19 protein-coding genes and 3 tRNA genes are annotated in these 23,404 nt (G+C 56.4%); 18 read left to right on the forward strand and 4 right to left on the reverse strand.

Going from position 1 to position 23,404, the window contains the following annotated elements; genetic code table 11:
- Window positions 1–14 precede the first annotated feature (14 nt).
- Window positions 15–353, forward strand: coding sequence for a DUF2645 family protein (locus tag ACWKX3_RS18075; protein ID WP_172980141.1), 339 nt, complete (start codon window positions 15–17; stop codon window positions 351–353).
- Window positions 354–400: 47 nt separating this feature from the next.
- Here the strand turns inward: ACWKX3_RS18075 and mscM are convergent, their stop codons facing one another.
- From mscM to rsgA, 3 genes are all read right to left on the reverse strand, one after another.
- A complete protein-coding gene (mscM, locus tag ACWKX3_RS18080) occupies window positions 401–3,724 on the reverse strand; it encodes a miniconductance mechanosensitive channel MscM (protein ID WP_337279555.1) in 3,324 nt (1,107 codons plus the stop codon).
- 19 nt (window positions 3,725–3,743) lie between these two features.
- The gene (gene asd / locus ACWKX3_RS18085) at window positions 3,744–4,712 is read right to left on the reverse strand and encodes an archaetidylserine decarboxylase (RefSeq protein ID WP_058609517.1); all 969 of its coding nucleotides are present in this window, start codon (window positions 4,710–4,712) and stop codon (window positions 3,744–3,746) included.
- Window positions 4,713–4,809: 97 nt separating this feature from the next.
- A complete protein-coding gene (gene rsgA, locus ACWKX3_RS18090; RefSeq protein ID WP_042322497.1) occupies window positions 4,810–5,862 on the reverse strand; it encodes a small ribosomal subunit biogenesis GTPase RsgA in 1,053 nt (350 codons plus the stop codon).
- A 107-nt stretch (window positions 5,863–5,969) separates the two neighbouring features.
- Between rsgA and orn the strand changes: the two genes are divergently transcribed.
- The 4 genes from orn (at window position 5,970) to ACWKX3_RS18110 (ending at window position 7,012) form a co-directional block, all read left to right on the forward strand.
- Window positions 5,970–6,515 (forward strand): oligoribonuclease, encoded by a 546-nt coding sequence (orn, locus tag ACWKX3_RS18095; protein WP_141114063.1) that lies wholly within the window; start codon window positions 5,970–5,972, stop codon window positions 6,513–6,515.
- Between the two features lie 197 nt (window positions 6,516–6,712).
- A tRNA-Gly gene (locus tag ACWKX3_RS18100) sits at window positions 6,713–6,788 on the forward strand.
- A 36-nt stretch (window positions 6,789–6,824) separates the two neighbouring features.
- Window positions 6,825–6,900: transfer RNA gene (locus ACWKX3_RS18105), tRNA-Gly, on the forward strand.
- Between the two features lie 36 nt (window positions 6,901–6,936).
- A tRNA-Gly gene (locus ACWKX3_RS18110) sits at window positions 6,937–7,012 on the forward strand.
- 270 nt (window positions 7,013–7,282) lie between these two features.
- Here ACWKX3_RS18110 and queG read toward each other — a convergent pair.
- Window positions 7,283–8,422: a tRNA epoxyqueuosine(34) reductase QueG gene (gene queG / locus ACWKX3_RS18115; protein WP_454542166.1), complete on the reverse strand. Its 1,140-nt coding sequence runs from the start codon at window positions 8,420–8,422 to the stop codon at window positions 7,283–7,285.
- Here queG and nnr point away from each other — a divergent pair.
- From nnr to rnr, 13 genes are all read left to right on the forward strand, one after another.
- On the forward strand, window positions 8,421–9,944 hold the full coding sequence (gene nnr / locus ACWKX3_RS18120) for a bifunctional ADP-dependent NAD(P)H-hydrate dehydratase/NAD(P)H-hydrate epimerase (RefSeq protein ID WP_454542167.1): 1,524 nt from the start codon (window positions 8,421–8,423) through the stop codon (window positions 9,942–9,944). The two genes, queG and nnr, sit on opposite strands and share 2 nt — an antisense overlap.
- Window positions 9,937–10,398: a tRNA (adenosine(37)-N6)-threonylcarbamoyltransferase complex ATPase subunit type 1 TsaE gene (gene tsaE, locus ACWKX3_RS18125; RefSeq protein ID WP_006178966.1), complete on the forward strand. Its 462-nt coding sequence runs from the start codon at window positions 9,937–9,939 to the stop codon at window positions 10,396–10,398. Before nnr ends, tsaE begins: the two co-directional genes overlap by 8 nt.
- Window positions 10,399–10,414: 16 nt before the next feature.
- The gene (gene amiB, locus ACWKX3_RS18130; RefSeq protein ID WP_454542168.1) at window positions 10,415–11,761 is read left to right on the forward strand and encodes an N-acetylmuramoyl-L-alanine amidase AmiB; all 1,347 of its coding nucleotides are present in this window, start codon (window positions 10,415–10,417) and stop codon (window positions 11,759–11,761) included.
- A gap of 9 nt (window positions 11,762–11,770) precedes the next feature.
- Window positions 11,771–13,615: a DNA mismatch repair endonuclease MutL gene (mutL, locus tag ACWKX3_RS18135; protein ID WP_454542169.1), complete on the forward strand. Its 1,845-nt coding sequence runs from the start codon at window positions 11,771–11,773 to the stop codon at window positions 13,613–13,615.
- The gene (gene miaA / locus ACWKX3_RS18140; RefSeq protein WP_006178969.1) at window positions 13,608–14,558 is read left to right on the forward strand and encodes a tRNA (adenosine(37)-N6)-dimethylallyltransferase MiaA; all 951 of its coding nucleotides are present in this window, start codon (window positions 13,608–13,610) and stop codon (window positions 14,556–14,558) included. The genes mutL and miaA overlap by 8 nt, the downstream gene beginning before the upstream one ends.
- An 85-nt stretch (window positions 14,559–14,643) precedes the next feature.
- Window positions 14,644–14,955, forward strand: coding sequence for an RNA chaperone Hfq (gene hfq, locus ACWKX3_RS18145; RefSeq protein ID WP_006178970.1), 312 nt, complete (start codon window positions 14,644–14,646; stop codon window positions 14,953–14,955).
- Between the two features lie 73 nt (window positions 14,956–15,028).
- Window positions 15,029–16,309: a ribosome rescue GTPase HflX gene (hflX, locus tag ACWKX3_RS18150; protein ID WP_006178971.1), complete on the forward strand. Its 1,281-nt coding sequence runs from the start codon at window positions 15,029–15,031 to the stop codon at window positions 16,307–16,309.
- Window positions 16,310–16,365: 56 nt separating this feature from the next.
- A complete protein-coding gene (hflK, locus tag ACWKX3_RS18155) occupies window positions 16,366–17,625 on the forward strand; it encodes an FtsH protease activity modulator HflK (protein WP_006178972.1) in 1,260 nt (419 codons plus the stop codon).
- Window positions 17,626–17,627: 2 nt separating this feature from the next.
- Window positions 17,628–18,632 (forward strand): protease modulator HflC, encoded by a 1,005-nt coding sequence (gene hflC / locus ACWKX3_RS18160; protein WP_101738371.1) that lies wholly within the window; start codon window positions 17,628–17,630, stop codon window positions 18,630–18,632.
- Between the two features lie 71 nt (window positions 18,633–18,703).
- Window positions 18,704–18,901 carry a DUF2065 domain-containing protein gene (locus tag ACWKX3_RS18165; RefSeq protein ID WP_032643808.1) on the forward strand — a complete coding sequence of 66 codons (198 nt, stop codon included), beginning with the start codon at window positions 18,704–18,706 and terminating at the stop codon, window positions 18,899–18,901.
- A gap of 103 nt (window positions 18,902–19,004) precedes the next feature.
- Window positions 19,005–20,303 carry an adenylosuccinate synthase gene (locus ACWKX3_RS18170; RefSeq protein ID WP_006178975.1) on the forward strand — a complete coding sequence of 433 codons (1,299 nt, stop codon included), beginning with the start codon at window positions 19,005–19,007 and terminating at the stop codon, window positions 20,301–20,303.
- Between the two features lie 193 nt (window positions 20,304–20,496).
- Complete coding sequence (nsrR, locus tag ACWKX3_RS18175; RefSeq protein WP_058609530.1) at window positions 20,497–20,922, forward strand: nitric oxide-sensing transcriptional repressor NsrR; 426 nt, start codon at window positions 20,497–20,499, stop codon at window positions 20,920–20,922.
- A gap of 38 nt (window positions 20,923–20,960) precedes the next feature.
- Window positions 20,961–23,402: a ribonuclease R gene (rnr, locus tag ACWKX3_RS18180; protein WP_454542170.1), complete on the forward strand. Its 2,442-nt coding sequence runs from the start codon at window positions 20,961–20,963 to the stop codon at window positions 23,400–23,402.
- Window positions 23,403–23,404: the final 2 nt, after the last annotated feature.

The following is a 23,404-nucleotide window of genomic DNA, read 5'->3' on the forward strand; positions in this document are numbered from 1 at the left end:
GAGTAGGGGGGCTTATGGCAAAGGGATTTTGCGCGGTGAACTATAAAATATTTACGCCTGGGATCGTTTGGCTGTGCATGTCGATTCTCGTCATTGTTATCTTCTCGACACAGGACAAGGAGTGGTGGATTGGAGAAGAGAACATCAAAAATATCTGTGACCTGATGGCGTATGTAGAGAATGATGATATCCGCGATTTCGGAATGCTCGTGACGTTCCCGGTTTTTTTACCTGCTCTGTATGCATTCTTGATAAAAAAAGCCCATCACGGTTTTTTGTACCTTATAACCATACTCATCGCAGGCGTCTGGTTATGGCGCTTTATCTTCCGCTACCAGTTTTGTCTCGGGTAAAACCACAGACAAAAAAGCCAGCCACATCAGTGGCTGGCTTTGAGTTTCTACAAACTCCCTGCCGGGCGCGTACGCGCCGCTGACGACAGCGTCCTTCCCGTCTTACGGCCATCCAGCGTTTCAAGGCGCATCTGGAACGGTGGGAACGGCATATCAATACCGTGTTCGCGGAAGCCTGCCAGAATCAGCTGGTGGATCTCATGGCGCAGCGGCATACGGTGCCCCATTTCGGCGGCGTAGATACGCAGTTCGAAGATCTGGATCCCCTGTTGCAAATCGACGAGGAACACTTCCGGTGGTGGGTTGTCGATCACCAGCGTGCAGCGCTCTGCCGCCGTGTAGAGGATCTGCGTCACCTCTTCGCTGTTAGCATCCGACGGCGCAGGCACCGTCAGCACCACACGCGTCACGGAGTCGGACAGCGACCAGTTGATAAACTGCTCGGTGATAAACGCTTTGTTCGGCACGATAATCTCTTTGCGGTCCCAGTCGCTGATGGTCGTGGCGCGGGTGTTGATTTTGGTGATGCTGCCGGTTAAATCGCGGATCGTCACCGTATCGCCAATACGAATCGGTTTTTCGAACAGGATAATCAGGCCGGAGATGAAGTTTGCGAAGATCTCCTGCAGACCAAAACCCAGCCCCACACCAAGTGCCGCGACCAGCCACTGCAGTTTCGACCACTCGATACCAATCATTGAGAAGCCCACCAGCCCGCCGAAGAGCAGGATCAGGTATTTGGTGATCGTCGTGATCGCATACCCCGTCCCGGGGGTGAGATCCAGATGCTGCAACAGCGCCAGCTCCAGCAGGGCCGGGAAGTTCCGCACCAGCTGGGTGGTGATAATCAGCACCAGAATGGCAATCAGCACGGCCCCCAGGGTGATTGGCTCCAGGCTTTCAACCCCTTGCACCGTCGAGGTCACATCCCACAAGGAGATGTTCTCGAGGAAGCCAAACGCCGAGTGGATCTCTGACCACAGGACGATGACCGACAGCAGCGCGATGAGCATCAGGATGGATCGCACCAGACGCAGGGACTGGGTACTGATAGCATCGAGATCCAGCTCGACCTCGTCCACCTCTGCGGTGCCTTCGGTGCTGTTGGTGTGATGCGACTCCTCTTCGCCGCGGGCGCGCTGGGCAAGGATTTCAGCACGACGATGCTTGGCACGATCAAACGCCAGACGACGGCGCTGGATGAGCATCCACCGGCGGATAATGTGGTAAACCACCAGCAGCAGGAACCAGATCGCCACCGAGGTTTCCAGACGCGCCAGCAAGGCCTGCGCGGTGGCAAGGTAACCCACCGCCGCCGCCAGAATCGCCGCCAGCGGCGCGCTTAACAGTAAATTCCACAGCAGGCGGTTAAACATGTTATCGCCGCTGCCGGTCTTATCGACATAGAGCGGAATGCCCGCTCGTTTCAGGCTCAGCGTCACGATCGCCAGTGCTCCACAAATCAGCATAAAGCAGAGACGACCCAAAGAGCCGGAGAACTCGCGGTCGTTAAGATTATCAAACATGATCAGCGCCATGATCAGCGGCACAATCAGCCCGATGCTCATCAGGTAATAGCGCATGGCGCGCGCAACGCGGTTACGCGGCCAGCCAAAGTGGGCGATGAACAGGCTGTTAGGGCGCGCGAACGTGGCGCAAATCATCACGACCCACAGCAGCGGTACGGTGGCGGTAACGCCATCACCAATCGCGACCGCCAGCGGATAAGGCCAGGCTTCTCGCAGGCCATATCCGAGCGTCATCCACAGTACCGGCAGCGGTGAGGCGACGAGAATCGACCAGAACACGGTGCGCAGCGTCAGCCAGAAATGATCCTGAGTGACTTTGCCCACGCGGGCGCTGGAACGTTCGAGGAAGCGGGTGAAGTGTCTGCGCGAGTAAATGCTGAACCCCACCAGAATGAGCGCCCCCAGCAGCGGGAAGATGGTCTCTTTGCTGGTGATCATCATCACGCTGGCCTGACCCAACTGGCTGAAGGTATCAAGCGAAATCAGGCGGCGAAGATCCTGCACAATCTCAATCGGCCACGAGAAGGTCATTGGCCGCACGTCAGACGTCCAGAACAGATAGCGGTGCGTCGCCTCGTTGACCTCTTTTAACGCGTCTTCCAGCTGGCTGTTGGAGACCTTCAGCTTGGTAAGTTCCAGGATCAGCGTGTCGCCACCCTGCAGCAGGGAGTTGAGCAGTTCACGCTGGGTGCGCATCTGTGCTTCAAGAATACGGCTTTGCTCGCTGGTCAGCGGCTGGCCGTCAGCCTGACGGATCTGGCGGATTTGCGGCTGCTTGTTGAGAAGGTCTTCAAAGTGCAGACGCTGAACGCGCAGCTGCGCCATTTCGGTGTCAAGCTGCTGCGGTTTTGGCATCTCCGGCAGGCGGGCAACCTGGGCGCGTAACGCTTCGCCGAGCAGGTTTGAAGAACCAAGCCACTGGGACTGTTCGCGCAGCGTATTGAGCGCCTGGCGCACCTGCAGAGTTTGATTCGTGGCCTGACGCTGCTGCGAGGCAACCAGATCCATACGCTGCGCCTGCTGGTTCAGCGCGGCAGAAAGCTCGCGGTTAACCCTGAACTGATCGACGATCCCGGTCGGCAGGTTTGCGCTGTTTTCAGCAAGCAGTTCCGTGCTTTCCAGCGCGCGCTCCGCTTCACGCTGGCGCTGGCTGTTAAGCTGATTGCGCAGGGCCTGCAGATAGGCGTCTAACTGCTGGCTCTGCTTCTGCGCCAGCTCGGCGCGCATGCGTGAAAGCTCCTGGCGGTTATTGGCGGAAAGCTGCGCCAGCTCCAGTTCATCAACCAGCGCCTTGAGTCTGGCGGATTCTGCCTGCAGACCAAGGTTTTGCGCCTGGCTTTGAGGCGTGCTGCCGGTTTGGGTACCGACGCGGCGTTCGACATCGTTTAACTGACGGCGGGCGTCGGTTTGCTGCTGTGGTAACTGGCTGAGCGAGTCGGCAATTTCACGTGCGCGCTCCTGCTCCTGCTGGGCCTGACGGCTTTTTTCGAGGAGCTGGCTGCTGACCTGGAGGATCTCCTGGTTCAGCGCGTCAGACGTCATGCCGACGGGGACATTGCGAGGTTCATCGCGCAGGTTATTAAGCTGCGAGCGCAGGGTCTGCGAGAGTTTAGGGAAGTTATCGATAACCTGCTGATACTGCTGGGCGCGCTCGAGGGAGCCTTTACGTTCCTCAAGCGCGTTCAGTGCGGCCTGGAGCGACTCAACGGTCTCTGGCTGAGCGGGTTTCGCCGCTTTTGCCTGCTCCAGCTCCTGGGTTATCTGTTTGGCGTCGGGGGCCGTCGCTGCGTACGCCCCCATGCTGAGGCACCAGGCCATCAGTAGAACGATAATCGGGCGCACGTCAGCGATCCTTCTGTTGTTAGCCTTGGTCTTTGTTATCGTCAACCAGCGGGCTGGCGTCGTGCTCGGCTTTGATCTCTTCTTCCGCCAGCGGTGCAGGCTCTGCGTCTGGTGTGACGAGCGCTTCGGCAGAAACTGCCAGCGGCTGGCCGAGTTTGGTCACCGACAGGCTTTGGAGCTGTTCCACCAGGTTCACTTTACCCGGCGCAAACAGGTTGATCACGGTAGAGCCGAGCTTAAAGCGGCCCATCTCCTGGCCTTTCAGCAGGGCAACAGAGCCTTCATCTTCCCCGGCAGGCCAGGTCCAGCGTTTGATCACCCCTTCGCGTGGTGGGGTGATGGTGCCCGCCCAGACGGTTTCGATACTGCCGACGATGGTTGCGCCTACCAAAATCTGCGCCATTGGGCCAAATTCGGTATCAAACAAGCAGATCACACGCTCGTTACGGGCGAACAGGTTTGGAACGTTCTGTGCGGTCAGGTGGTTCACGGAGAAGAGATCGCCCGGCACGTAGATCATTTCACGCAGGATACCGTTACACGGCATATGGACGCGGTGGTAGTCGCGTGGTGACAAATAGGTGGTAGCAAACGAACCGTTACGGAACAGGTCGGCCATCAGATAGTTACCCGCCAGCAGCGCTTCCAGGCTGTAGTTATGGCCCTTCGCCTGCAAAATTTTGTCGTCTTCAATTTTACCCAACTGGCTGATCACGCCGTCGGCAGGCATCACCAGCACGTTAGGATCGGTGTTAAGCGGGCGAACTTCGTCGCGCAGGGGGCGCACGAAGAATTCGTTGAAGGTGCGGTAGCTGGCGGTATCCGGCTTCTGCGCCTCTTTCATGTCGACCTTGTAGTATTTCACAAACAGATCGATGACCAGTTTGGTCAGCCAGCCCGCTCGTTTGCTTGCGCCCCAGCCCGCCAGGCGAGTGAGCCACAGTTTTGGCAGAATGTATTGAAGCGAAAGTTTAAATGAGTTTAACAAGGTAGCCTCCAGGCCATTGTTTTGTCGTTCCTGATCCGGCTGCAGACAGCCGGATCCTTAAAAAGGGGGACGATTTTAGCGATGCTTAGCGTAGTTGTCAGTTATCAGAATCGGAAAAGTTTTTACGCGTTTTTACCTGATCCATGCTCTCAAGAATGCGGTGATAATTTTCGAAACGCGTTTCTGCAATCTTACCGTTTTCGACCGCTTCGCGGATGGCGCAGCCTGGATCATTGTCATGTTTACAGTCGCGGTATTTGCAAGCGCCTAAATAGTCATGGAATTCGACAAATCCGTTGAAGATTTGTTCCGGCTCAAGGTGCCATAAACCGAATTCACGCACGCCCGGGGAGTCGATCACGTCGCCGCCGTGCGGGAAATGATACAGGCGTGAAGCCGTGGTGGTGTGCTGACCAAGACCCGAGACGCCAGAAACGTCGTTCGTCAGGATTTCCTGCTGCAGGCCAAGAAGGTTATTCAGCAGGCTCGATTTGCCCACCCCGGACTGCCCGGCAAAGATACTAATGCGATCGGTCAACGCCTCTTCGAGCGGCTTCAGGCCGTCTTTGGTGTGGCTCGACACCATCAGCACGCGATAACCGATGTTGCGGTAGATATCCATCTGCTCGTTAACGAACGCCATGCCGTCGTCATCCAGCAGGTCGATTTTGTTCAGCACGATGATCGGCTCAACCTGCAGCGTCTCACAGGCCACGAGATAGCGGTCGATAATGTTGAGCGACAGCTCGGGCAAAATCGCCGACACGATAACGATCTGGTTAATGTTGGCGGCAATGGGCTTCACGCCGTCGTAGAAATCGGGACGGGTCAGCACCGAGGTGCGTTCATGTACGGCTTCGACAATGCCTTTTACCGTTACGCCTTCCGCCGCTTCTTTACCCGGGCGCCATACCACGCGGTCGCCGGTCACCAGCGAACGGATGGTGCGTCGGATATTGCAGCGGTGGATCGCGCCGTCGGCGGCTTCGACATCGGCGTGCATACCGAAACGGCTAATCACTACGCCTTCCGTCGCTTCGCCAAACAGATTGTCGTCGTAATCGGGCTTCTCCGTAGTGGTTTTAAGACGGCGCTGGTGATTGGCATTCACCCGACGCTGCTGCCCTTTGGAGAGTTTATTTTTACTCAATCGCGCTGGCTCCTGGTCGCCCGTAACGGGCAAAACCTCTATGATACACTCTAATTAATACTAGTTAACCTGCTACTGCCGGTTATGCGAGAAGGGTGGAAAATAACATGAGCGCGGACGAAAACAACCTGATTTGGATCGATCTTGAAATGACCGGGCTGGATCCCGAGCGAGATCGCATCATTGAAATCGCAACGCTGGTCACCGATGCGAACCTCAATATTCTGGCGGAGGGGCCAACCATCGCGGTGCATCAGTCCGATGAGCAGCTTGCGCTGATGGATGACTGGAACGTGCGTACCCATACGGGGAGTGGTCTGGTGGACCGCGTGAAGGCCAGCACCCAGGGCGACCGCGAAGCAGAGCTGGCCACCCTCGAATTCCTCAAACAATGGGTGCCGGAAGGGAAATCACCTATCTGTGGGAACAGCATCGGTCAGGATCGTCGTTTTCTCTTTAAGTACATGCCGGAACTGGAGTCTTACTTCCACTACCGTTATCTGGACGTGAGCACGCTGAAAGAGCTGGCCCGTCGCTGGAAACCGGAAATCCTGGATGGCTTCAAAAAGCAGGGGACCCACCAGGCGATGGATGACATCCGTGAGTCGGTGGCTGAGCTGGCCTACTACCGCGAAAACTTTATTAAGCTTTGATTTTGAGGCCCGGCACGCTTGCGTTGCCGGGTTTTTGCCGTTAAATTGTTCAGCCTGCTGATTAATTAATCACTTAAACGGAATTTCAAAAAAATCGCTTCAGGAGGGGTTGCAGCTAAACGGATTTCTCGTATAATGCGCCTCCCGTAACGACAGAGAATTACACGTTACGACAGCAACAAAAGCAGTACAGATTTGCGGGAATAGCTCAGTTGGTAGAGCACGACCTTGCCAAGGTCGGGGTCGCGAGTTCGAGTCTCGTTTCCCGCTCCAAAATTTGAAAGTGCTTTCACAGCACGGACCACCCAAGCGGGAATAGCTCAGTTGGTAGAGCACGACCTTGCCAAGGTCGGGGTCGCGAGTTCGAGTCTCGTTTCCCGCTCCAAAATTTGAAAGTGCTTTCACAGCACGAACCACCCAAGCGGGAATAGCTCAGTTGGTAGAGCACGACCTTGCCAAGGTCGGGGTCGCGAGTTCGAGTCTCGTTTCCCGCTCCAAATTCTTCTTCCAGTCAAAATTATCCACAGCGTAAAGTCATGCTGGGGACGTTTCCCGTTGCATTTGAAATATTCTTGTGAACAGACTTATCCACAGAACGCCTGATGTATCCGAAACGGCTGAAACCTTAGCAGGGTGAATAATATCTTTTTAACATGCTGTTTTTCATGAAGAAAATTTGATTGCAAAATGTTAACGCGATCGCTTGATCTCGTTGTCAGCCCTGATAGCGCTTGAGTTTTTATTTTTATTCACAGGCTGTGAATATATCAAGCATCCCGTATCAGCCCTTTTTCAATCACCCGCACCAGGCGCTGTTTCTTCGGCAGCTGCACTTCAACGACGCAGGCATTTCGCTTCTCAATTTGCTGCGCAATCGCCCATTCTATGTGTTCATCAAGAAGTGGGTGCTCACCTCTGCGGCTTTCAAGCGCCTGAATATTGGCTTCATCCCAGGGGGCATTTCCCAGCGCGACGGCGACGTTACGCAGCCAGCGCAGGTGGCCGATACGACGGATAGCCGAACCTTCCGTGACTTTCAGGAACCAGGCTTCGGTCCAGGCGAACAGTTCGATGAGTTGTGGCGCATGAAGCGCTTTGCGCGGGCTGAAGTCCTCTTCCTCGGTGAGTTGCGAGTAGCGGTTCCACGGGCAGATCAGCTGGCAGTCGTCGCAGCCGTAGATGCGGTTGCCGATGAGCGGGCGAAACGCTTCGGGGATTGCGCCTTCGAGTTCAATCGTGAGATAGGAGATGCAGCGGCGCGCGTCGACGACATACGGCTCGACGATTGCCCCGGTCGGGCAGATGGTCATACAGGCCACACAGCGCCCACAGCCTTCTTCTACCGGCCCGTCAATGGGCAGCGGTAAATCAATGAGCAACTCCCCGAGGAAAAAGAAGGAGCCGGCGTCACGGCTCAGGATAAGTGAGTGCTTACCTGTCCAGCCAAGCCCGGCTTTTTCGGCAATCGGACGCTCAAGAATAGGCGCGGAGTCAACAAACGGTCTAAAATTCAGCGAAACACAGTGCAGCTGAATAGTTTCCCCAAGTTTTTTTAAGCGGTTACGCAGAAGCTTATGGTAATCACGCCCGAGGGCATACCGGCTGACGTAGCCCAACGCGGGATTTTTTAGCGTGCGCGCAAATGCCGCGTTGGCAGGCAGGTAGTTCATGCGCACGCTGATCACGCGTAACGTGCCCGGCAAAAGCTCGTGTGGACGGGCGCGCATCATGCCGTGACGCGCCATCCACTCCATCTCGCCGTGGTACTGTTTGTCCAGCCAGGCCTGCAATTTTGGCTCGCTGGCAGAGAGATCGGTATCGGTGATACCCACTTTCTGGAAGCCAAGTTCAGCACCCCACTGTTTAATTTTTTGCGCTAACTGATTGAGATCGAGGGGCTGTGACATGACGGACCATACTGTGAAGAAAAACCCCGCAAGTATACCACATTCCATCTGGCATGCGGATGACCTCCGCCATGCTGAAAAAGAGGCGGCCGACAGCCTGGGGATTACCCTGTATGAGTTGATGCAGCGGGCGGGCGAAGCGGCATTTAACGTCGCCCGGACGGCCTACCCGGATGCATCGCACTGGCTGATTTTATGCGGACATGGCAATAACGGCGGGGACGGCTATGTGGTCGCACGTCTGGCCGTTGCCACCGGTCTTCGCGTCACGCTGCTTGCGCAGGAGAGCGATAAGCCCCTGCCAGAAGAAGCCAGCGCCGCGCGGGAAGCCTGGCTTAACGCGGGCGGTATGATCCACGCGCCGGACATTCTCTGGCCGGATGATGTCGCGCTGATCGTTGATGGGCTGCTGGGGACCGGGCTGCACAGCGCGCCGCGCGACAGCGTTGCGGCGCTGATTGAACGCGCCAACGCGCATGCTGCTCCGGTAGTGGCGCTGGATATCCCTTCCGGATTGATCGCGCAGACCGGAGCCACGCCGGGTGCGGTGATTAACGCCGCTCACACCGTGACCTTTATCGCCCTCAAACCTGGCCTGCTCACCGGTAAAGCGCGGGATGTGGTCGGCCTGCTGCACCACAGTACGCTGGGGCTGGACGGCTGGCTGGCCGGACAGGAGACAAATCTTTCACGTTTTGATGCCTCGCAGCTTGCCCACTGGTTGCCGCCGCGCCGTCCAACGTCCCATAAGGGCGACCAGGGGCGGCTGGTGATTATCGGAGGCGATACCGGTACCGCAGGCGCGATCCGCATGACCGGCGAAGCGGCGTTGCGCTGCGGAGCAGGGCTGGTGCGGGTGCTTACGCGCAGCGAAAATATTGTTCCGATTATCACCGCCCGCCCGGAACTGATGGTGCATGAATTGACCCCAAAATCGCTTGAGGAGAGTCTCGAGTGGGCGGATGTGGTGGTGATTGGTCCCGGGCTGGGACAAGAAACCTGGGGCAAACAAGCCCTGCAAAAGGTGGAGAATTTCCGTAAACCGATGCTCTGGGATGCCGACGCGCTGAACCTTCTGGCAATCAACCCGGATACGCGTCACAATCGCATTCTGACGCCGCACCCCGGTGAAGCCGCGCGGTTGCTTAACTGCAGCGTGGCAGAAATTGAAAGCGATCGCTTACTTTCTGCCCAGCGTCTGGTAAAACGTTACGGAGGTGTTGTTGTCCTCAAAGGGGCAGGAACCGTCGTTGCCAGTGACGTTTTGCAGGGCATCATTGATGCCGGTAACGCGGGAATGGCCAGCGGCGGCATGGGCGATGTGCTTTCCGGCATCATTGGCGCATTGCTCGGACAGAAACTTCCCCTATATGATGCAGCCTGCGCGGGCTGCGTAGCCCACGGGGCGGCAGCCGACAGGCTGGCAGCGCGTTACGGCACGCGCGGTATGCTGGCCACCGATCTTTTTTGCACGCTGCGGCGTGTAGTTAACCCGGATGTGATTGACGTAGAAAATGACTAATCGAGCGATTTCTTTACCTGATGAACAAGCCACTTTGGATTTCGGCACGCGCGTGGCGCAGGCCTGTCAGGGGGCAACCGTCATTTATCTGTATGGAGATTTAGGCGCGGGTAAAACAACCTTCAGCCGTGGGTTCCTGCAGGCGTTAGGCCATAAAGGGAATGTGAAAAGCCCAACCTACACGCTGGTTGAGCCTTACACCCTGGACCATGTTACGGTCTATCACTTTGATTTATACCGCCTTGCGGACCCGGAGGAGCTGGAGTTTATGGGGATCCGTGATTATTTTGCCAACGACGCCATTTGCCTGGTGGAGTGGCCGCAGCAAGGTGCGGGTGTGCTGCCTGACCCGGATGTCGAAATTCACTTAGAGTACCAGGCGCAAGGGCGTGAGGCGCGGATCAGTGCTGTTTCCTCATCAGGGTGTTCCTTACTGGCCCGTCTGGCCGGTTAAGCGTAGGAATGACGGGATGATTAATCGCGTTAAAGGTTGGTTGTTAGCTGCAACGGTGCTGCTGTGCGCGCAGGCCGGGGCGGCGAATCTTTCGGATATTCAGGTCTCCAATGGCGATAGCCAGGCCCGCATCACCTTCAGCTTTATGGGTGATCCTGAGTATGCCTTCTCACAAATCGACAGCCACAGCGTGGCGCTCGATATCAAACAAACCGGCGTGATCCAGGGGCTGCCGCTGCAGTTTAGCGGAAATAACCTGGTGAAAAGCATCCGCTCCGGAACGCCAAAGGACAGCCAGTCGCTACGGCTGGTGGTGGATCTGACCGAAAAAGGGAAGACGAAGGCGGTTAAGCAGAAAAACGGCTCGAATTATACGGTGGTTTTTACCATCAACGCCGATGTGCCTCCGCCACCTCCACCGCCGCCTGCGCCGGTGGTCGCGAAACGCGTGGAAACGCCGGTTTATACTCCGCGTCCCGCTGAGCCTGCCCGTAATCCGTTTAAATCGCAGGACGATCGCATCACTGTGGCAACCAGCAGCAATACGGTGACGCGCCCGGCGGCCAGCGCGCGTCGTGCGACGGTCAGCGAAGACAAGGTGATTATCGCCATTGATGCCGGTCACGGTGGGCAAGACCCCGGTGCGATTGGGCCGGGCGGCACGCGCGAGAAAAATGTCACTATCGCCATCGCCCGCAAGCTGCGTACGCTGCTCAACGACGACCCGATGTTTAAAGGCGTGCTGACCCGCGACGGGGATTACTTTATCTCGGTCATGGGCCGCTCGGACGTGGCGCGTAAGCAAAATGCTAACTTCCTGGTGTCGATTCATGCGGATGCGGCTCCGAATCGTGATGCCACCGGAGCGTCCGTCTGGGTGCTCTCAAACCGTCGCGCCAACAGCGAAATGGCGGGCTGGCTGGAGCAGCATGAGAAACAGTCCGAGCTGTTAGGCGGCGCGGGCGACGTGCTGGCAAACAGCCAGTCTGACCCGTATCTCAGCCAGGCCGTGCTGGATTTACAGTTCGGTCATTCTCAGCGCGTCGGGTATGATGTCGCCACCAATGTACTGAACCAGTTACAAAGCGTGGGCGTGCTGCACAAGCGGCGTCCTGAACATGCCAGCCTCGGTGTTCTGCGCTCGCCGGATATCCCGTCGATTCTGGTGGAAACCGGCTTTATCAGTAATAACGGTGAAGAACGTTTGCTGGGAAGCGACAGCTACCAGCAGAAAATTGCCGAAGCGATTTATAACGGTCTGCGTAAATATTTTGACGCGCATCCGCTGCAGGCGGCACCGCAGGGCGGCGTGAGCCAGACGGCCAGCGCTGCGTTACCGGGTGAGATGACCGCGACCAATTAAGGAGACGTCATGCCGATTCAGATTCTCCCGCCGCAGCTCGCGAACCAAATCGCCGCCGGTGAGGTGGTTGAACGCCCTGCATCGGTGGTGAAGGAGCTGGTGGAAAACAGCCTTGATGCGGGCGCAACCCGCATCGATATTGATATCGAACGCGGTGGCGCGAAGCTTATCCGCATTCGGGACAACGGCTGCGGCATCAAAAAGGACGAGCTGGCGTTAGCTCTGGCGCGCCATGCCACCAGTAAAATCGCCTCGCTTGACGACCTAGAAGCGATTATCAGCCTGGGTTTTCGCGGCGAGGCGCTTGCCAGTATCAGTTCCGTTTCACGTCTTACGCTCACCTCCCGCACGGCCGAACAGCAGGAGGCCTGGCAAGCCTACGCCGAAGGGCGCGACATGGATGTGACGGTGAAACCTGCCGCACATCCGGTTGGCACCACGCTGGAAGTGCTGGATCTGTTTTACAACACGCCCGCCCGACGCAAGTTCATGCGCACCGAGAAGACCGAATTCGGCCATATCGATGAGATTATTCGCCGCATCGCACTGGCGCGGTTTGATGTCACGATCAACCTCAGCCATAACGGCAAAGTCATGCGCCAGTACCGCGCGGTCGCTGAAGGCGGTCAAAAAGAGCGCCGCCTGGGCGCCATCTGCGGAACGCCCTTCCTCGAGCACGCGCTGGCGATTGAGTGGCAGCATGGCGATTTAGCCCTGCGCGGCTGGGTGGCCGATCCTAAGGTGAGCAGCGCCGCGTTTGCTGAGGTTCAGTACTGCTACGTCAACGGGCGTATGATGCGCGATCGCTTGATCAACCACGCAATTCGCCAGGCCTGTGTAGAGAAGCTCGGTGCGGATCAGCAGCCCGCCTTTGTGCTCTATCTGGATATTGACCCGCACCAGGTTGACGTTAACGTTCATCCGGCCAAGCATGAGGTCCGTTTCCATCAGTCGCGCCTGGTGCATGATTTTATTTATCAGGGCGTAGTGAGCGTATTGCAGCAGCAGGCAGAGCCGACGTTACCGCTGGACGACAGCGAGCCGTCTGCGCGTTCACTGCCGGAAAACCGGGTCGCCGCAGGGCGTAACCACTTTGCCGAACCCGCCGTTGCGCGTGAACCGGCGGCACCGCGATTCGCCGCGTCCGGCAGCACGCCGCGAGCCACGGGGGCGAACTACCCGAACGCCCAGCCGGGTTATCAAAAGCAGCAGGGGGCGTTGTACCGCAAGCTGCTGGATACGCCAGCCGTTGAGCATAAAGAACGCATTGCGGTCTCTACGCCTTCGCTGGACGGCCACAGCCAGAGCTTTGGACGGGTATTGACCATCATCGCGCCGGATGTCGCGCTGCTCGAACGCGAAGGGCAACTGATGCTGCTGGCGCTGCCGGTGGCGGAACGCTGGCTCAAACAGGCGCAGCTGACGCCGGGGATCAATGCCGCTTGCGCACAGCCGCTCCTGATCCCCGTACGCCTGAAAATAACCGCACAGGAAGCAGCGGTATTGCAGCGTGCAACGCCGTTACTGGCGGAAATGGGTATTGAAATCGCACTTGAAGCGCAGCATGTGACCATTCGCGCAGTGCCTTTACCCTTACGCCAACAAAATTTACAAAACTTGATTCCTGAACTGATAGGCTACCTGGCGCAACAGACAACGTCTGATACCGCGAATACCGCGCAGTGGATTGCTCGCCATCTGGCAAGTGAACACGCTGCATGGAGTATGGCGCAGGCCATTACCGTGCTGGCGGAGGTGGAACGCCTTTGTCCGCATCTGGTAAAAGCGCCACCGGGTGGATTATTACAACCTGTTGATTTAAAAACGGCGATGATCGCCCTGAAAGATGATTGATGTAAGCAAGGCGAGCCTGCCTAAGGCAATTTTTTTAATGGGGCCGACGGCTTCCGGTAAAACGGCATTAGCCATTGAGCTGCGTAAAGTTTTGCCTGTAGAGTTGATTAGCGTTGATTCTGCCCTCATTTACCGGGGGATGGATATTGGCACGGCGAAGCCAGACGCAGACGAACTGCGCGCGGCACCGCATCGTTTGCTGGATATTCTTGACCCGGCTCAGGCTTATTCGGCAGCCGATTTTCGCCGCGATGCCCTGGCCGAAATGGCCGACATTACGGCGGCAGGACGAATACCGCTGCTGGTTGGCGGTACCATGCTCTACTTTAAGGCGCTTCTGGAGGGGTTATCACCTCTGCCATCGGCGGATCCTGAGGTAAGAGCAAAGATTGAGCAGCAGGCGGCAGAGCAGGGGTGGGACGTTTTGCACAAGCAACTGGCACAAGTCGATCCGGTTGCCGCAGCACGGATTCATCCAAATGATCCGCAAAGGCTTTCCCGGGCACTGGAAGTTTTTTTCATTTCGGGTAAAACTTTAACGGAACTGACGCAAACGTCAGGAGAGGCTCTGCCGTATCAGGTGCATCAGTTCGCCATCGCCCCGGCGAGCCGTGAACTGCTCCATCAACGAATTGAGCAGCGTTTTCATCAGATGTTGGCTTCAGATTTTGAAGCAGAAGTGCGGGCGCTTTTTGCCCGTGGAGATTTGCATACGGACATGCCTTCCATTCGTTGTGTGGGATACCGCCAGATGTGGTCGTATCTTGAAGGTGAGATTTCATACGATGAAATGGTTTATCGAGGTGTTTGCGCCACGAGGCAGTTAGCGAAGCGCCAGATCACCTGGTTGCGCGGTTGGGAGGGGGTTCACTGGTTAGACAGTGAAAAACCACAACAGGCGTTAAACGAAGTGATTGAGGTTATTGGTGATATCGCTCACTGAATGTGTACAATTAAGCCGTATCGTGCGCAATTTTTCAGAATCGCAAGGTTCTAAGTACAAAACAAGCATATAAGGAAAAGATAGAATGGCTAAGGGGCAATCTTTACAAGATCCGTTCCTGAACGCATTGCGTCGGGAACGTGTTCCAGTTTCTATTTATTTGGTGAATGGTATTAAGCTGCAAGGTCAGATTGAGTCTTTCGATCAGTTCGTGATTCTGTTGAAAAACACGGTCAGCCAGATGGTCTATAAGCACGCTATTTCTACTGTTGTTCCGTCTCGTCCGGTATCTCATCACAGCAATAACGCTGGCGGCGGCACAGGTAGTAACTACCATCATGGTAGCAACGCACAGGGTTCTACTGCCCCTGCGCAGGACAGCGACGATACCGAATAAGGTTTCGGCTGTTATCCACACGGGGAGCCAGGGATCCTGCGTTCCCCGTTGATCTTTATTGAGAGGTTTACGCTTGTTTGACCGTTATGATGCCGGTGAGCAGGCGGTGCTGGTACACATCTATTTTTCGCAAGACAAAGATATGGAAGACCTCCAGGAGTTTGAAACTCTGGTCTCTTCCGCTGGCGTCGAAGCAATGCAGGTGATTACCGGTAGCCGTAAAGCGCCGCACCCGAAGTATTTTGTTGGTGAAGGTAAAGCAGTTGAAATTGCGGATGCCGTTAAAGCAACCGGCGCATCAGTCGTGTTGTTTGATCACGCGCTGTCTCCCGCTCAGGAGCGTAATCTTGAAGCACTTTGCGAATGTCGGGTTATCGATCGCACAGGGCTAATTTTAGATATTTTTGCTCAGCGTGCGCGTACCCATGAAGGGAAGCTGCAGGTTGAGCTGGCGCAGCTGCGCCATCTGGCGACGCGTCTTGTGCGTGGCTGGACCCACCTTGAAAGACAAAAGGGCGGGATTGGTTTACGCGGTCCGGGTGAAACCCAGCTCGAAACCGACCGCCGTTTACTGCGTGGCCGTATTACCCAGATCCTCTCACGCCTGGAACGCGTAGAGAAACAGCGTGAGCAGGGACGTCGGGCGCGAACGAAAGCCGACATCCCGACGGTGTCGCTGGTGGGCTATACCAACGCCGGTAAATCCACCCTGTTTAACCAGATAACCGAGGCTCAGGTGTATGCCGCAGACCAGCTGTTTGCGACCCTGGACCCGACGCTGCGTCGTATTGACGTTGCGGACGTCGGTGAAACGGTGCTGGCGGATACCGTAGGGTTTATCCGCCATCTGCCGCACGATCTGGTGGCAGCGTTTAAAGCCACCCTGCAGGAGACGCGCCAGGCGACCTTGCTGCTGCACGTTATTGACGCAGCAGACGTGCGCGTGCAGGAGAACATCGACGCGGTAAACGTGGTGCTCGAAGAGATCGAGGCCCACGAAATCCCGACGCTGCTGGTGATGAACAAAATCGATATGCTGGAGGATTTCGAGCCGCGTATCGACCGAGATGAAGAGAACAAACCGATTCGGGTCTGGCTTTCTGCCCAGACCGGTGTTGGTGTGCCACTGCTTTTCCAGGCTTTGACAGAACGTCTTTCCGGTGAGGTAGCTCAGCACACGCTGCGACTGCCGCCACAGGAAGGCAGGCTGCGCAGCCGGTTTTATCAGCTTCAGGCGATAGAAAAAGAGTGGATGGAGGATGACGGCAGCGTGGGGATGCAGGTGCGTATGCCGATCGTTGACTGGCGTCGCCTCTGTAAACAAGAACCTGCGCTGGTCGACTATATCGTCTGATCAGAAAGGGGATGCCTGAATAATTCGCCCTTGCATAACAAATATGGAGCATATACATGGCGTGGAATCAGCCCGGTAATAACGGACAAGACCGCGACCCGTGGGGAAGCAGCAATAATCAAGGCGGCAACTCTGGGGGAAATGGCAACAAAGGTGGTCGCGAGCAGGGGCCGCCGGATCTGGATGACATCTTCCGTAAGCTCAGCAAAAAGCTGGGTGGGTTAGGTGGGGGTAAAGGTTCTGGCACGGGTGGAAATTCCACTCAGGGACCTCGCCCGCAAATGGGTGGCCGCATCGTGGGCATTGTTGCTGCTGCCGTGGTGATCATCTGGGCAGCCAGCGGGTTCTACACCATTAAAGAAGCGGAGCGCGGCGTGGTTACCCGTTTTGGTAAGTTCAGCCATCTGGTTGAGCCGGGTCTGAACTGGAAACCGACCTTCATTGACGACGTGACCGCGGTAAACGTGGAATCCGTCCGTGAACTGGCCGCCTCTGGCGTAATGCTGACTTCTGACGAAAACGTCGTGCGCGTTGAAATGAACGTGCAGTACCGCGTGACCGATCCAGAACGTTATCTGTTTAGCGTGACCAGCGCGGACGACAGCCTGCGTCAGGCAACCGACAGCGCCCTGCGCGGCGTGATCGGCAAGTACACCATGGACCGCATCCTGACGGAAGGTCGTACCGTTATTCGTAGCGATACCCAGCGTGAGCTGGAAGAGACCATTCGCCCGTACAACATGGGTATCACCCTGCTGGACGTCAACTTCCAGGCTGCACGTCCGCCGGAAGAGGTGAAAGCCGCATTTGACGATGCGATTGCCGCGCGTGAAAACGAGCAGCAGTACATCCGTGAAGCGGAAGCGTACACCAACGAAGTTCAGCCGCGTGCTAACGGTCAGGCGCAGCGTATTCTGGAAGAAGCGCGTGCGTATAAGACGCAGACCATCCTGGAAGCACAGGGTGAGGTGGCGCGTTTCGCGAAGATCCTGCCGGAATATAAAGCGGCTCCGGAAATTACCCGTGAGCGTCTGTATATCGAAACCATGGAAAAAGTGCTGAGCCACACGCGTAAAGTGCTGGTTAACGACAGCAAGGGCGGGAACCTGATGGTTCTGCCGCTGGATCAGATGCTGAAAGGCGGTTCTGCACCGGCTGCGAAAGACACCAGCGGCGCAAACAACCTGCTGCGTCTGCCGCCAGCCTCAAAGGGCAGCTCCAGCGCGAACACAACGCCTTCTTCGAACGATGGTGACATTATGGACCAACGCCGTGCTAACGCGCAGCGTAACGACTACCAGCGTCAGGGGGAATAAGGATGCGTAAGTCAGTTATTGCGATCATCATCATCGTACTGGTCGTGCTTTACACCTCGATCTTTGTGGTGAAAGAGGGCGAGCGTGGGATCAAATTCCAGTTCAGCAGCGTCGTGCGTGATGGCGACAAGCGTCCGGTGATCTATGAGCCGGGCCTGCACTTCAAGGTTCCGTTTATTCAGTCGGTGAAAACGCTCGATGCGCGTATTCAGACTATGGATAACCAGGCCGACCGTTTTGTGACCAAAGAGAAAAAAGACCTGATCGTTGATTCCTACATCAAATGGCGCATCAGTGATTTCAGCCGCTACTTCCTGGCGACAGGCGGCGGTGACGTTTCTCAGGCAGAAGTGCTGCTGAAACGTAAGTTCTCTGACCGTCTGCGTTCTGAAATTGGTCGTCTGGACGTGAAAGACATCGTTACCGACTCCCGTGGTCGTCTGACTCTCGAAGTGCGTGATGCGCTGAACTCCGGTTCTGCGGGTACGGAAGACGAGGTGGAAACTCCGGCTGCGGATGACGCGATTGCCAAAGCGGCTGAGCGTGTTCAGACGGAAACCAACGGCAACGTGCCGGTGATCAATCCGAACAGTATGGCGGCGCTGGGTATCGAAGTGGTCGATGTGCGTATCAAGCAGATCAACCTGCCTGCAGAAGTGTCTGAGGCGATTTACAACCGTATGCGCGCCGAGCGTGAAGCGGTAGCCCGTCGTCACCGTTCACAGGGTCAGGAAGAGGCTGAGAAACTGCGTGCAGCGGCGGACTACGAAGTGACCAAGACGCTGGCGGAATCTGAGCGTCAGGGCCGTATCCTGCGCGGTGAAGGTGATGCCGAAGCGGCGAAACTGTTTGCTGATGCCTTCAGCCAGGATCCTGACTTCTACGCCTTCATCCGTAGCCTGCGTGCTTACGAGAATAGCTTCCAGAGCAACCAGGATGTGATGGTGCTCAGCCCGGACAGCGATTTCTTCCGTTATATGAAGACGCCGGCCAACGCAACGCGATAAACTCAGGCGCGTTTGAGTATTCAAACCACCGCTCTTCACGGAGCGGTGGTTTTCTTTTATAAGGAACAAAAATGAATTCAACGATCTGGCTCGCTCTGGCCCTGGTTTTGGTGCTGGAAGGCCTCGGGCCGATGCTTTACCCGCGTGCCTGGCGTCGGATGATCGCCACCATGAGCAGTCTTCCGGATAATATTTTACGTCGATTTGGCGGGGGTCTTGTGGTTGCGGGGATCGTTATCTACTACATGTTGAGGAAAACGATTGGCTGATCAAAAAGTGGTCGGATTTGGCATGTTTTAGGGTCAAAAAGTGCTGTATATCTGAAAAAGCGATGGTAGAATCCATTTTTAAGCAATCGGTGATTTTGAAAAAATGGGTAACAACGTCGTCGTACTGGGCACCCAATGGGGTGACGAAGGTAAAGGGAAGATCGTTGATCTTCTGACTGAACGGGCTAAATATGTTGTACGCTATCAGGGCGGTCACAACGCAGGCCATACTCTCGTAATCAACGGTGAAAAAACCGTCCTCCATCTTATTCCATCAGGCATTCTTCGCGAAAACGTCACCAGCATCATCGGTAACGGCGTCGTGCTGTCTCCTGCTGCCCTGATGAAAGAGATGAAAGGTCTGGAAGACCGTGGTATTCCTGTTCGCGAGCGTCTGCTGCTCTCCGAAGCCTGCCCGCTGATCCTGGATTATCACGTGGCGCTGGATGTGGCACGTGAAAAAGCGCGTGGCGCGAAAGCGATCGGGACGACCGGTCGTGGTATCGGCCCGGCTTACGAAGACAAAGTAGCACGTCGCGGTCTGCGCGTCGGCGACCTCTTCGATAAAGCGACCTTTGCTGAAAAACTGAAAGAAGTGATGGAATATCACAACTTCCAGCTGGTTAACTTCTATAAAGCTGACGCCGTTGACTACCAGAAAGTGCTGGATGACGTCATGGCGATTGCTGACATCCTGACCGGTATGGTTGTTGATGTTTCCGATCTGCTGGACCAGGCGCGCAAGCGTGGCGATTTCGTCATGTTCGAGGGTGCGCAGGGTACGCTGCTGGACATCGACCACGGTACCTATCCGTACGTGACCTCCTCTAACACCACCGCAGGTGGCGTGGCGACCGGCTCTGGTCTGGGTCCACGTTATGTGGATTACGTTCTGGGTATCATCAAAGCGTACTCCACGCGTGTGGGTGCAGGTCCATTCCCGACCGAGCTGTTTGATGAAACCGGCGAGTTCCTGTGCAAGCAGGGTAACGAGTTTGGCGCGACCACCGGTCGTCGTCGTCGTACCGGCTGGCTGGACGCGGTTGCCGTACGTCGTGCCGTGCAGATCAACTCCCTGTCTGGCTTCTGCCTGACCAAGCTGGACGTGCTGGACGGCCTGAAAGAGGTGAAAATCTGCGTAGGTTACCGTATGCCAGATGGCCGCGAAGTGACCACCACGCCGCTGGCTGCTGACGACTGGGAAGGCATCGAGCCAATCTACGAAACCATGCCGGGCTGGTCTGAGACCACCTTCGGTGTGAAAGAGCGTAGCGGCCTGCCGCAGGCGGCGCTGGATTACATCAAGCGTATTGAAGAACTGACCGAAGTGCCGATCGATATTATTTCTACCGGCCCGGATCGTACTGAAACGATGATCCTGCGCGACCCGTTCGACGCATAATCTTCGTGACTGCTGGCCTGCGGGGTGACCCGTAGGCCGGATAAGCGTAGCGCCATCCGGCGACCCCTCCTGGATATCCGCTTTTTCGCCCCGTCTGTCAAATAAATTAGCCGCTACCTGGCTGGCTGGTTTATCATCATTAATGAATATCTCTGCGGTTTGACCGCGTTTTTCCTTATTTCCTGAGGTTGATGTGCAGTTAACAAGTTTCACCGATTACGGCTTACGCGCGCTCATTTACATGGCGTCGTTACCCGCCGGGAAAATGACAAGTATCTCTGAAGTCACAGAGGTATACGGCGTGTCCCGTAATCATATGGTCAAAATAATCAATCAACTTAGTCGTGCCGGATACGTTGCTGCCGTCCGCGGGAAGAATGGTGGGATCCGCCTGGGTAAACCGGCGCAGAGTATTCGTGTTGGGGATGTGGTACGTGAACTGGAGCCCTTGTCTCTGGTGAACTGCAGCAGCGCATTTTGCCACATCACCCCCGCTTGTCGCCTGAAACAGGCGCTTTCTCAGGCCGTGCAAAGTTTTCTCAAGGAACTGGATAACTACACGCTGGCCGATTTGGTTGAAGAGAATCAACCGCTTTATAAATTATTGCTGGTGGAATGAAGAAAATTTCCACCGGAGCTGACAACGGAGGAACCGACATGTCACATGATCCTTTCCAGGAACGCGAAGCCGAAAAATACGCGAATCCTATCCCCAGCCGCGAGTTCATCATTGAACACTTAACCAAACGCGAAAAACCCGCCAATCGTGAAGAACTTGCCGTTGAATTAAACATTGAAGGTGAAGAGCAAACCGAAGCCCTTCGCCGCCGCCTGCGCGCCATGGAGCGCGACGGGCAACTGGTCTTTACCCGCCGCCAGTGCTACGCCCTGCCTGAACGTCTCGATCTGCTGAAAGGCACGGTCATTGGGCACCGCGATGGCTTTGGCTTCCTGCGCGTGGAAGGCCGTAAAGACGATCTCTATCTCTCATCCGAACAGATGAAGATGTGTATTCACGGCGATCAGATCCTGGCGCAGCCGCTGGGAGCCGATCGTAAAGGCCGCCGTGAGGCGCGCGTGGTGCGCGTGCTGGTACCGAAAACCAGCCAGATTGTGGGCCGTTACTTTACCGATGCAGGCGTGGGCTTTGTGGTGCCGGACGACAGCCGTCTGAGCTTCGACATCCTGATCCCGCCTGAAGAGGTGATGGGCGCGCGCATGGGCTTTGTGGTGGTGGTTGAACTCACCCAGCGTCCAACCCGCCGTACCAAAGCGGTAGGTAAAATCGTCGAAGTGCTGGGCGATAACATGGGCACCGGTATGGCCGTCGATATGGCGCTGCGTACCCATGAGATCCCGTACGTCTGGCCGAAAGCGGTTGAAGAGCAAATCGAAAACCTGCGTGAAGAAGTGCCGGAAGAGTCCAAAGTGGGCCGCGTGGATCTGCGCGCCCTGCCGCTGGTGACCATCGATGGCGAAGACGCCCGCGACTTCGATGATGCCGTATACTGCGAGAAGAAACGCGGTGGCGGCTGGCGTCTGTGGGTTGCGATTGCAGACGTCAGTTACTATGTGCGTCCGAATACCCCGCTGGACAACGAAGCGCGCAGCCGTGGAACCTCGGTCTACTTCCCGTCACAGGTTGTGCCGATGCTGCCGGAAGTGCTCTCCAATGGCCTCTGCTCGCTGAACCCGCAGGTTGATCGTCTGTGTATGGTCTGCGAAATGACCATCTCGACCAAGGGCCGCTTAACCGGCTACAAATTCTACGAAGCGGTGATGAGCTCGCACGCGCGCCTGACCTATACCAAGGTCTGGCATATGCTGCAGGGCGACCAGGATCTGCGCGAACAGTACGCGCCGCTGGTCAAGCACATCGAAGAGCTGCATAACCTCTACAAAACGCTGGATCAGGCGCGCGAAGAGCGCGGCGGGATTTCGTTTGAGAGCGAAGAGGCGAAGTTTATCTTCAACGCCGAGCGTCGTATCGAGCGCATCGAACAGACCCAGCGCAACGATGCGCATAAGCTGATTGAAGAGTGCATGATCCTGGCGAACATCTCAGCGGCACGTTTCGTTGAGAAAGCCAAAGAGCCGGCGCTGTTCCGTATCCACGATAAGCCGACGACGGAAGCAGTGAATTCGTTCCGCACCGTTCTGTCCGAATTAGGACTGGAACTGCCTGGCGGCAACAAGCCAGAGCCGCGTGATTACGCCGAGTTGCTGGAGTCCATTGGCGACCGCCCGGATGCAGAAATGCTGCAAACCATGCTGTTGCGTTCCATGAAGCAGGCGATTTACGATCCGGAAAACCGGGGCCACTTTGGCCTGGCGCTACAGTCTTACGCGCACTTTACCTCGCCGATCCGTCGTTATCCGGACCTCTCTCTGCACCGCGCCATCAAGTATCTGCTGGCTCAGGAGCAGGGTCACAAAGGTAACACCACCGAAACCGGCGGCTATCACTACTCGATGGACGAGATGCTGCAGCTTGGTCAGCACTGCTCCATGGCTGAACGCCGCGCCGACGAAGCCACGCGTGATGTGGCTGACTGGCTGAAGTGTGACTTTATGCTGGATCAGGTCGGCAACGTCTTTAAAGGCGTGATTGCCAGCGTGACCGGCTTTGGGTTCTTCGTGCGTCTGGATGAGCTGTTTATCGACGGTCTGGTGCACGTTTCCAGCCTGGATAACGACTACTACCGCTTCGACCAGGTGGGCCAGCGCCTGATTGGCGAATCCGGTGGCCAGACCTATCGCCTGGGCGACCGCGTGGAAGTGAAAGTTGAAGCCGTCAATATGGACGACCGTAAAATCGACTTCAGCCTGATCTCCAGCGAGCGTGCGCCGCGTAACGTCGGCAAAACCGAGCGTGAAAGAGCGAAAAAAGGCGGCAACAGCAACGCGGGTGGTAAACGCCGTCAGGCCGGTAAAAAGGTAAACTTTGAGCCGGACAGTGCCTTCCGTGGCGAGAAGAAACAAAAGCCGAAGGCAGCGAAGAAAGACGCCCGGAAAGCGAAGAAGCCTTCTACCAAAACCCAGAAAATCGCGGCCGCTACCAAAGCAAAACGCGCTGCGAAGAAACAGCAGGCGGAGTAAAC

The sequence above is a fragment of the Enterobacter sp. UPMP2052 genome (assembly GCF_053709675.1).

Excerpts from the sequence above, each read along its gene's own strand:
- ACWKX3_RS18075 (WP_172980141.1), top strand. The coding sequence starts at position 15 with ATGGCAAAGGGATTTTGCGCGGTGAACTATAAAATATTTACGCCTGGG.
- orn (WP_141114063.1), top strand. The coding sequence starts at position 5,970 with ATGAGCGCGGACGAAAACAACCTGATTTGGATCGATCTTGAAATGACC.
- nnr (WP_454542167.1), top strand. The coding sequence starts at position 8,421 with ATGACGGACCATACTGTGAAGAAAAACCCCGCAAGTATACCACATTCC.
- queG (WP_454542166.1), bottom strand. The coding sequence starts at position 8,422 with ATGTCACAGCCCCTCGATCTCAATCAGTTAGCGCAAAAAATTAAACAG.
- tsaE (WP_006178966.1), top strand. The coding sequence starts at position 9,937 with ATGACTAATCGAGCGATTTCTTTACCTGATGAACAAGCCACTTTGGAT.
- amiB (WP_454542168.1), top strand. The coding sequence starts at position 10,415 with ATGATTAATCGCGTTAAAGGTTGGTTGTTAGCTGCAACGGTGCTGCTG.
- mutL (WP_454542169.1), top strand. The coding sequence starts at position 11,771 with ATGCCGATTCAGATTCTCCCGCCGCAGCTCGCGAACCAAATCGCCGCC.
- miaA (WP_006178969.1), top strand. The coding sequence starts at position 13,608 with ATGATTGATGTAAGCAAGGCGAGCCTGCCTAAGGCAATTTTTTTAATG.
- hfq (WP_006178970.1), top strand. The coding sequence starts at position 14,644 with ATGGCTAAGGGGCAATCTTTACAAGATCCGTTCCTGAACGCATTGCGT.
- hflK (WP_006178972.1), top strand. The coding sequence starts at position 16,366 with ATGGCGTGGAATCAGCCCGGTAATAACGGACAAGACCGCGACCCGTGG.
- hflC (WP_101738371.1), top strand. The coding sequence starts at position 17,628 with ATGCGTAAGTCAGTTATTGCGATCATCATCATCGTACTGGTCGTGCTT.
- ACWKX3_RS18165 (WP_032643808.1), top strand. The coding sequence starts at position 18,704 with ATGAATTCAACGATCTGGCTCGCTCTGGCCCTGGTTTTGGTGCTGGAA.
- ACWKX3_RS18170 (WP_006178975.1), top strand. The coding sequence starts at position 19,005 with ATGGGTAACAACGTCGTCGTACTGGGCACCCAATGGGGTGACGAAGGT.
- rnr (WP_454542170.1), top strand. The coding sequence starts at position 20,961 with ATGTCACATGATCCTTTCCAGGAACGCGAAGCCGAAAAATACGCGAAT.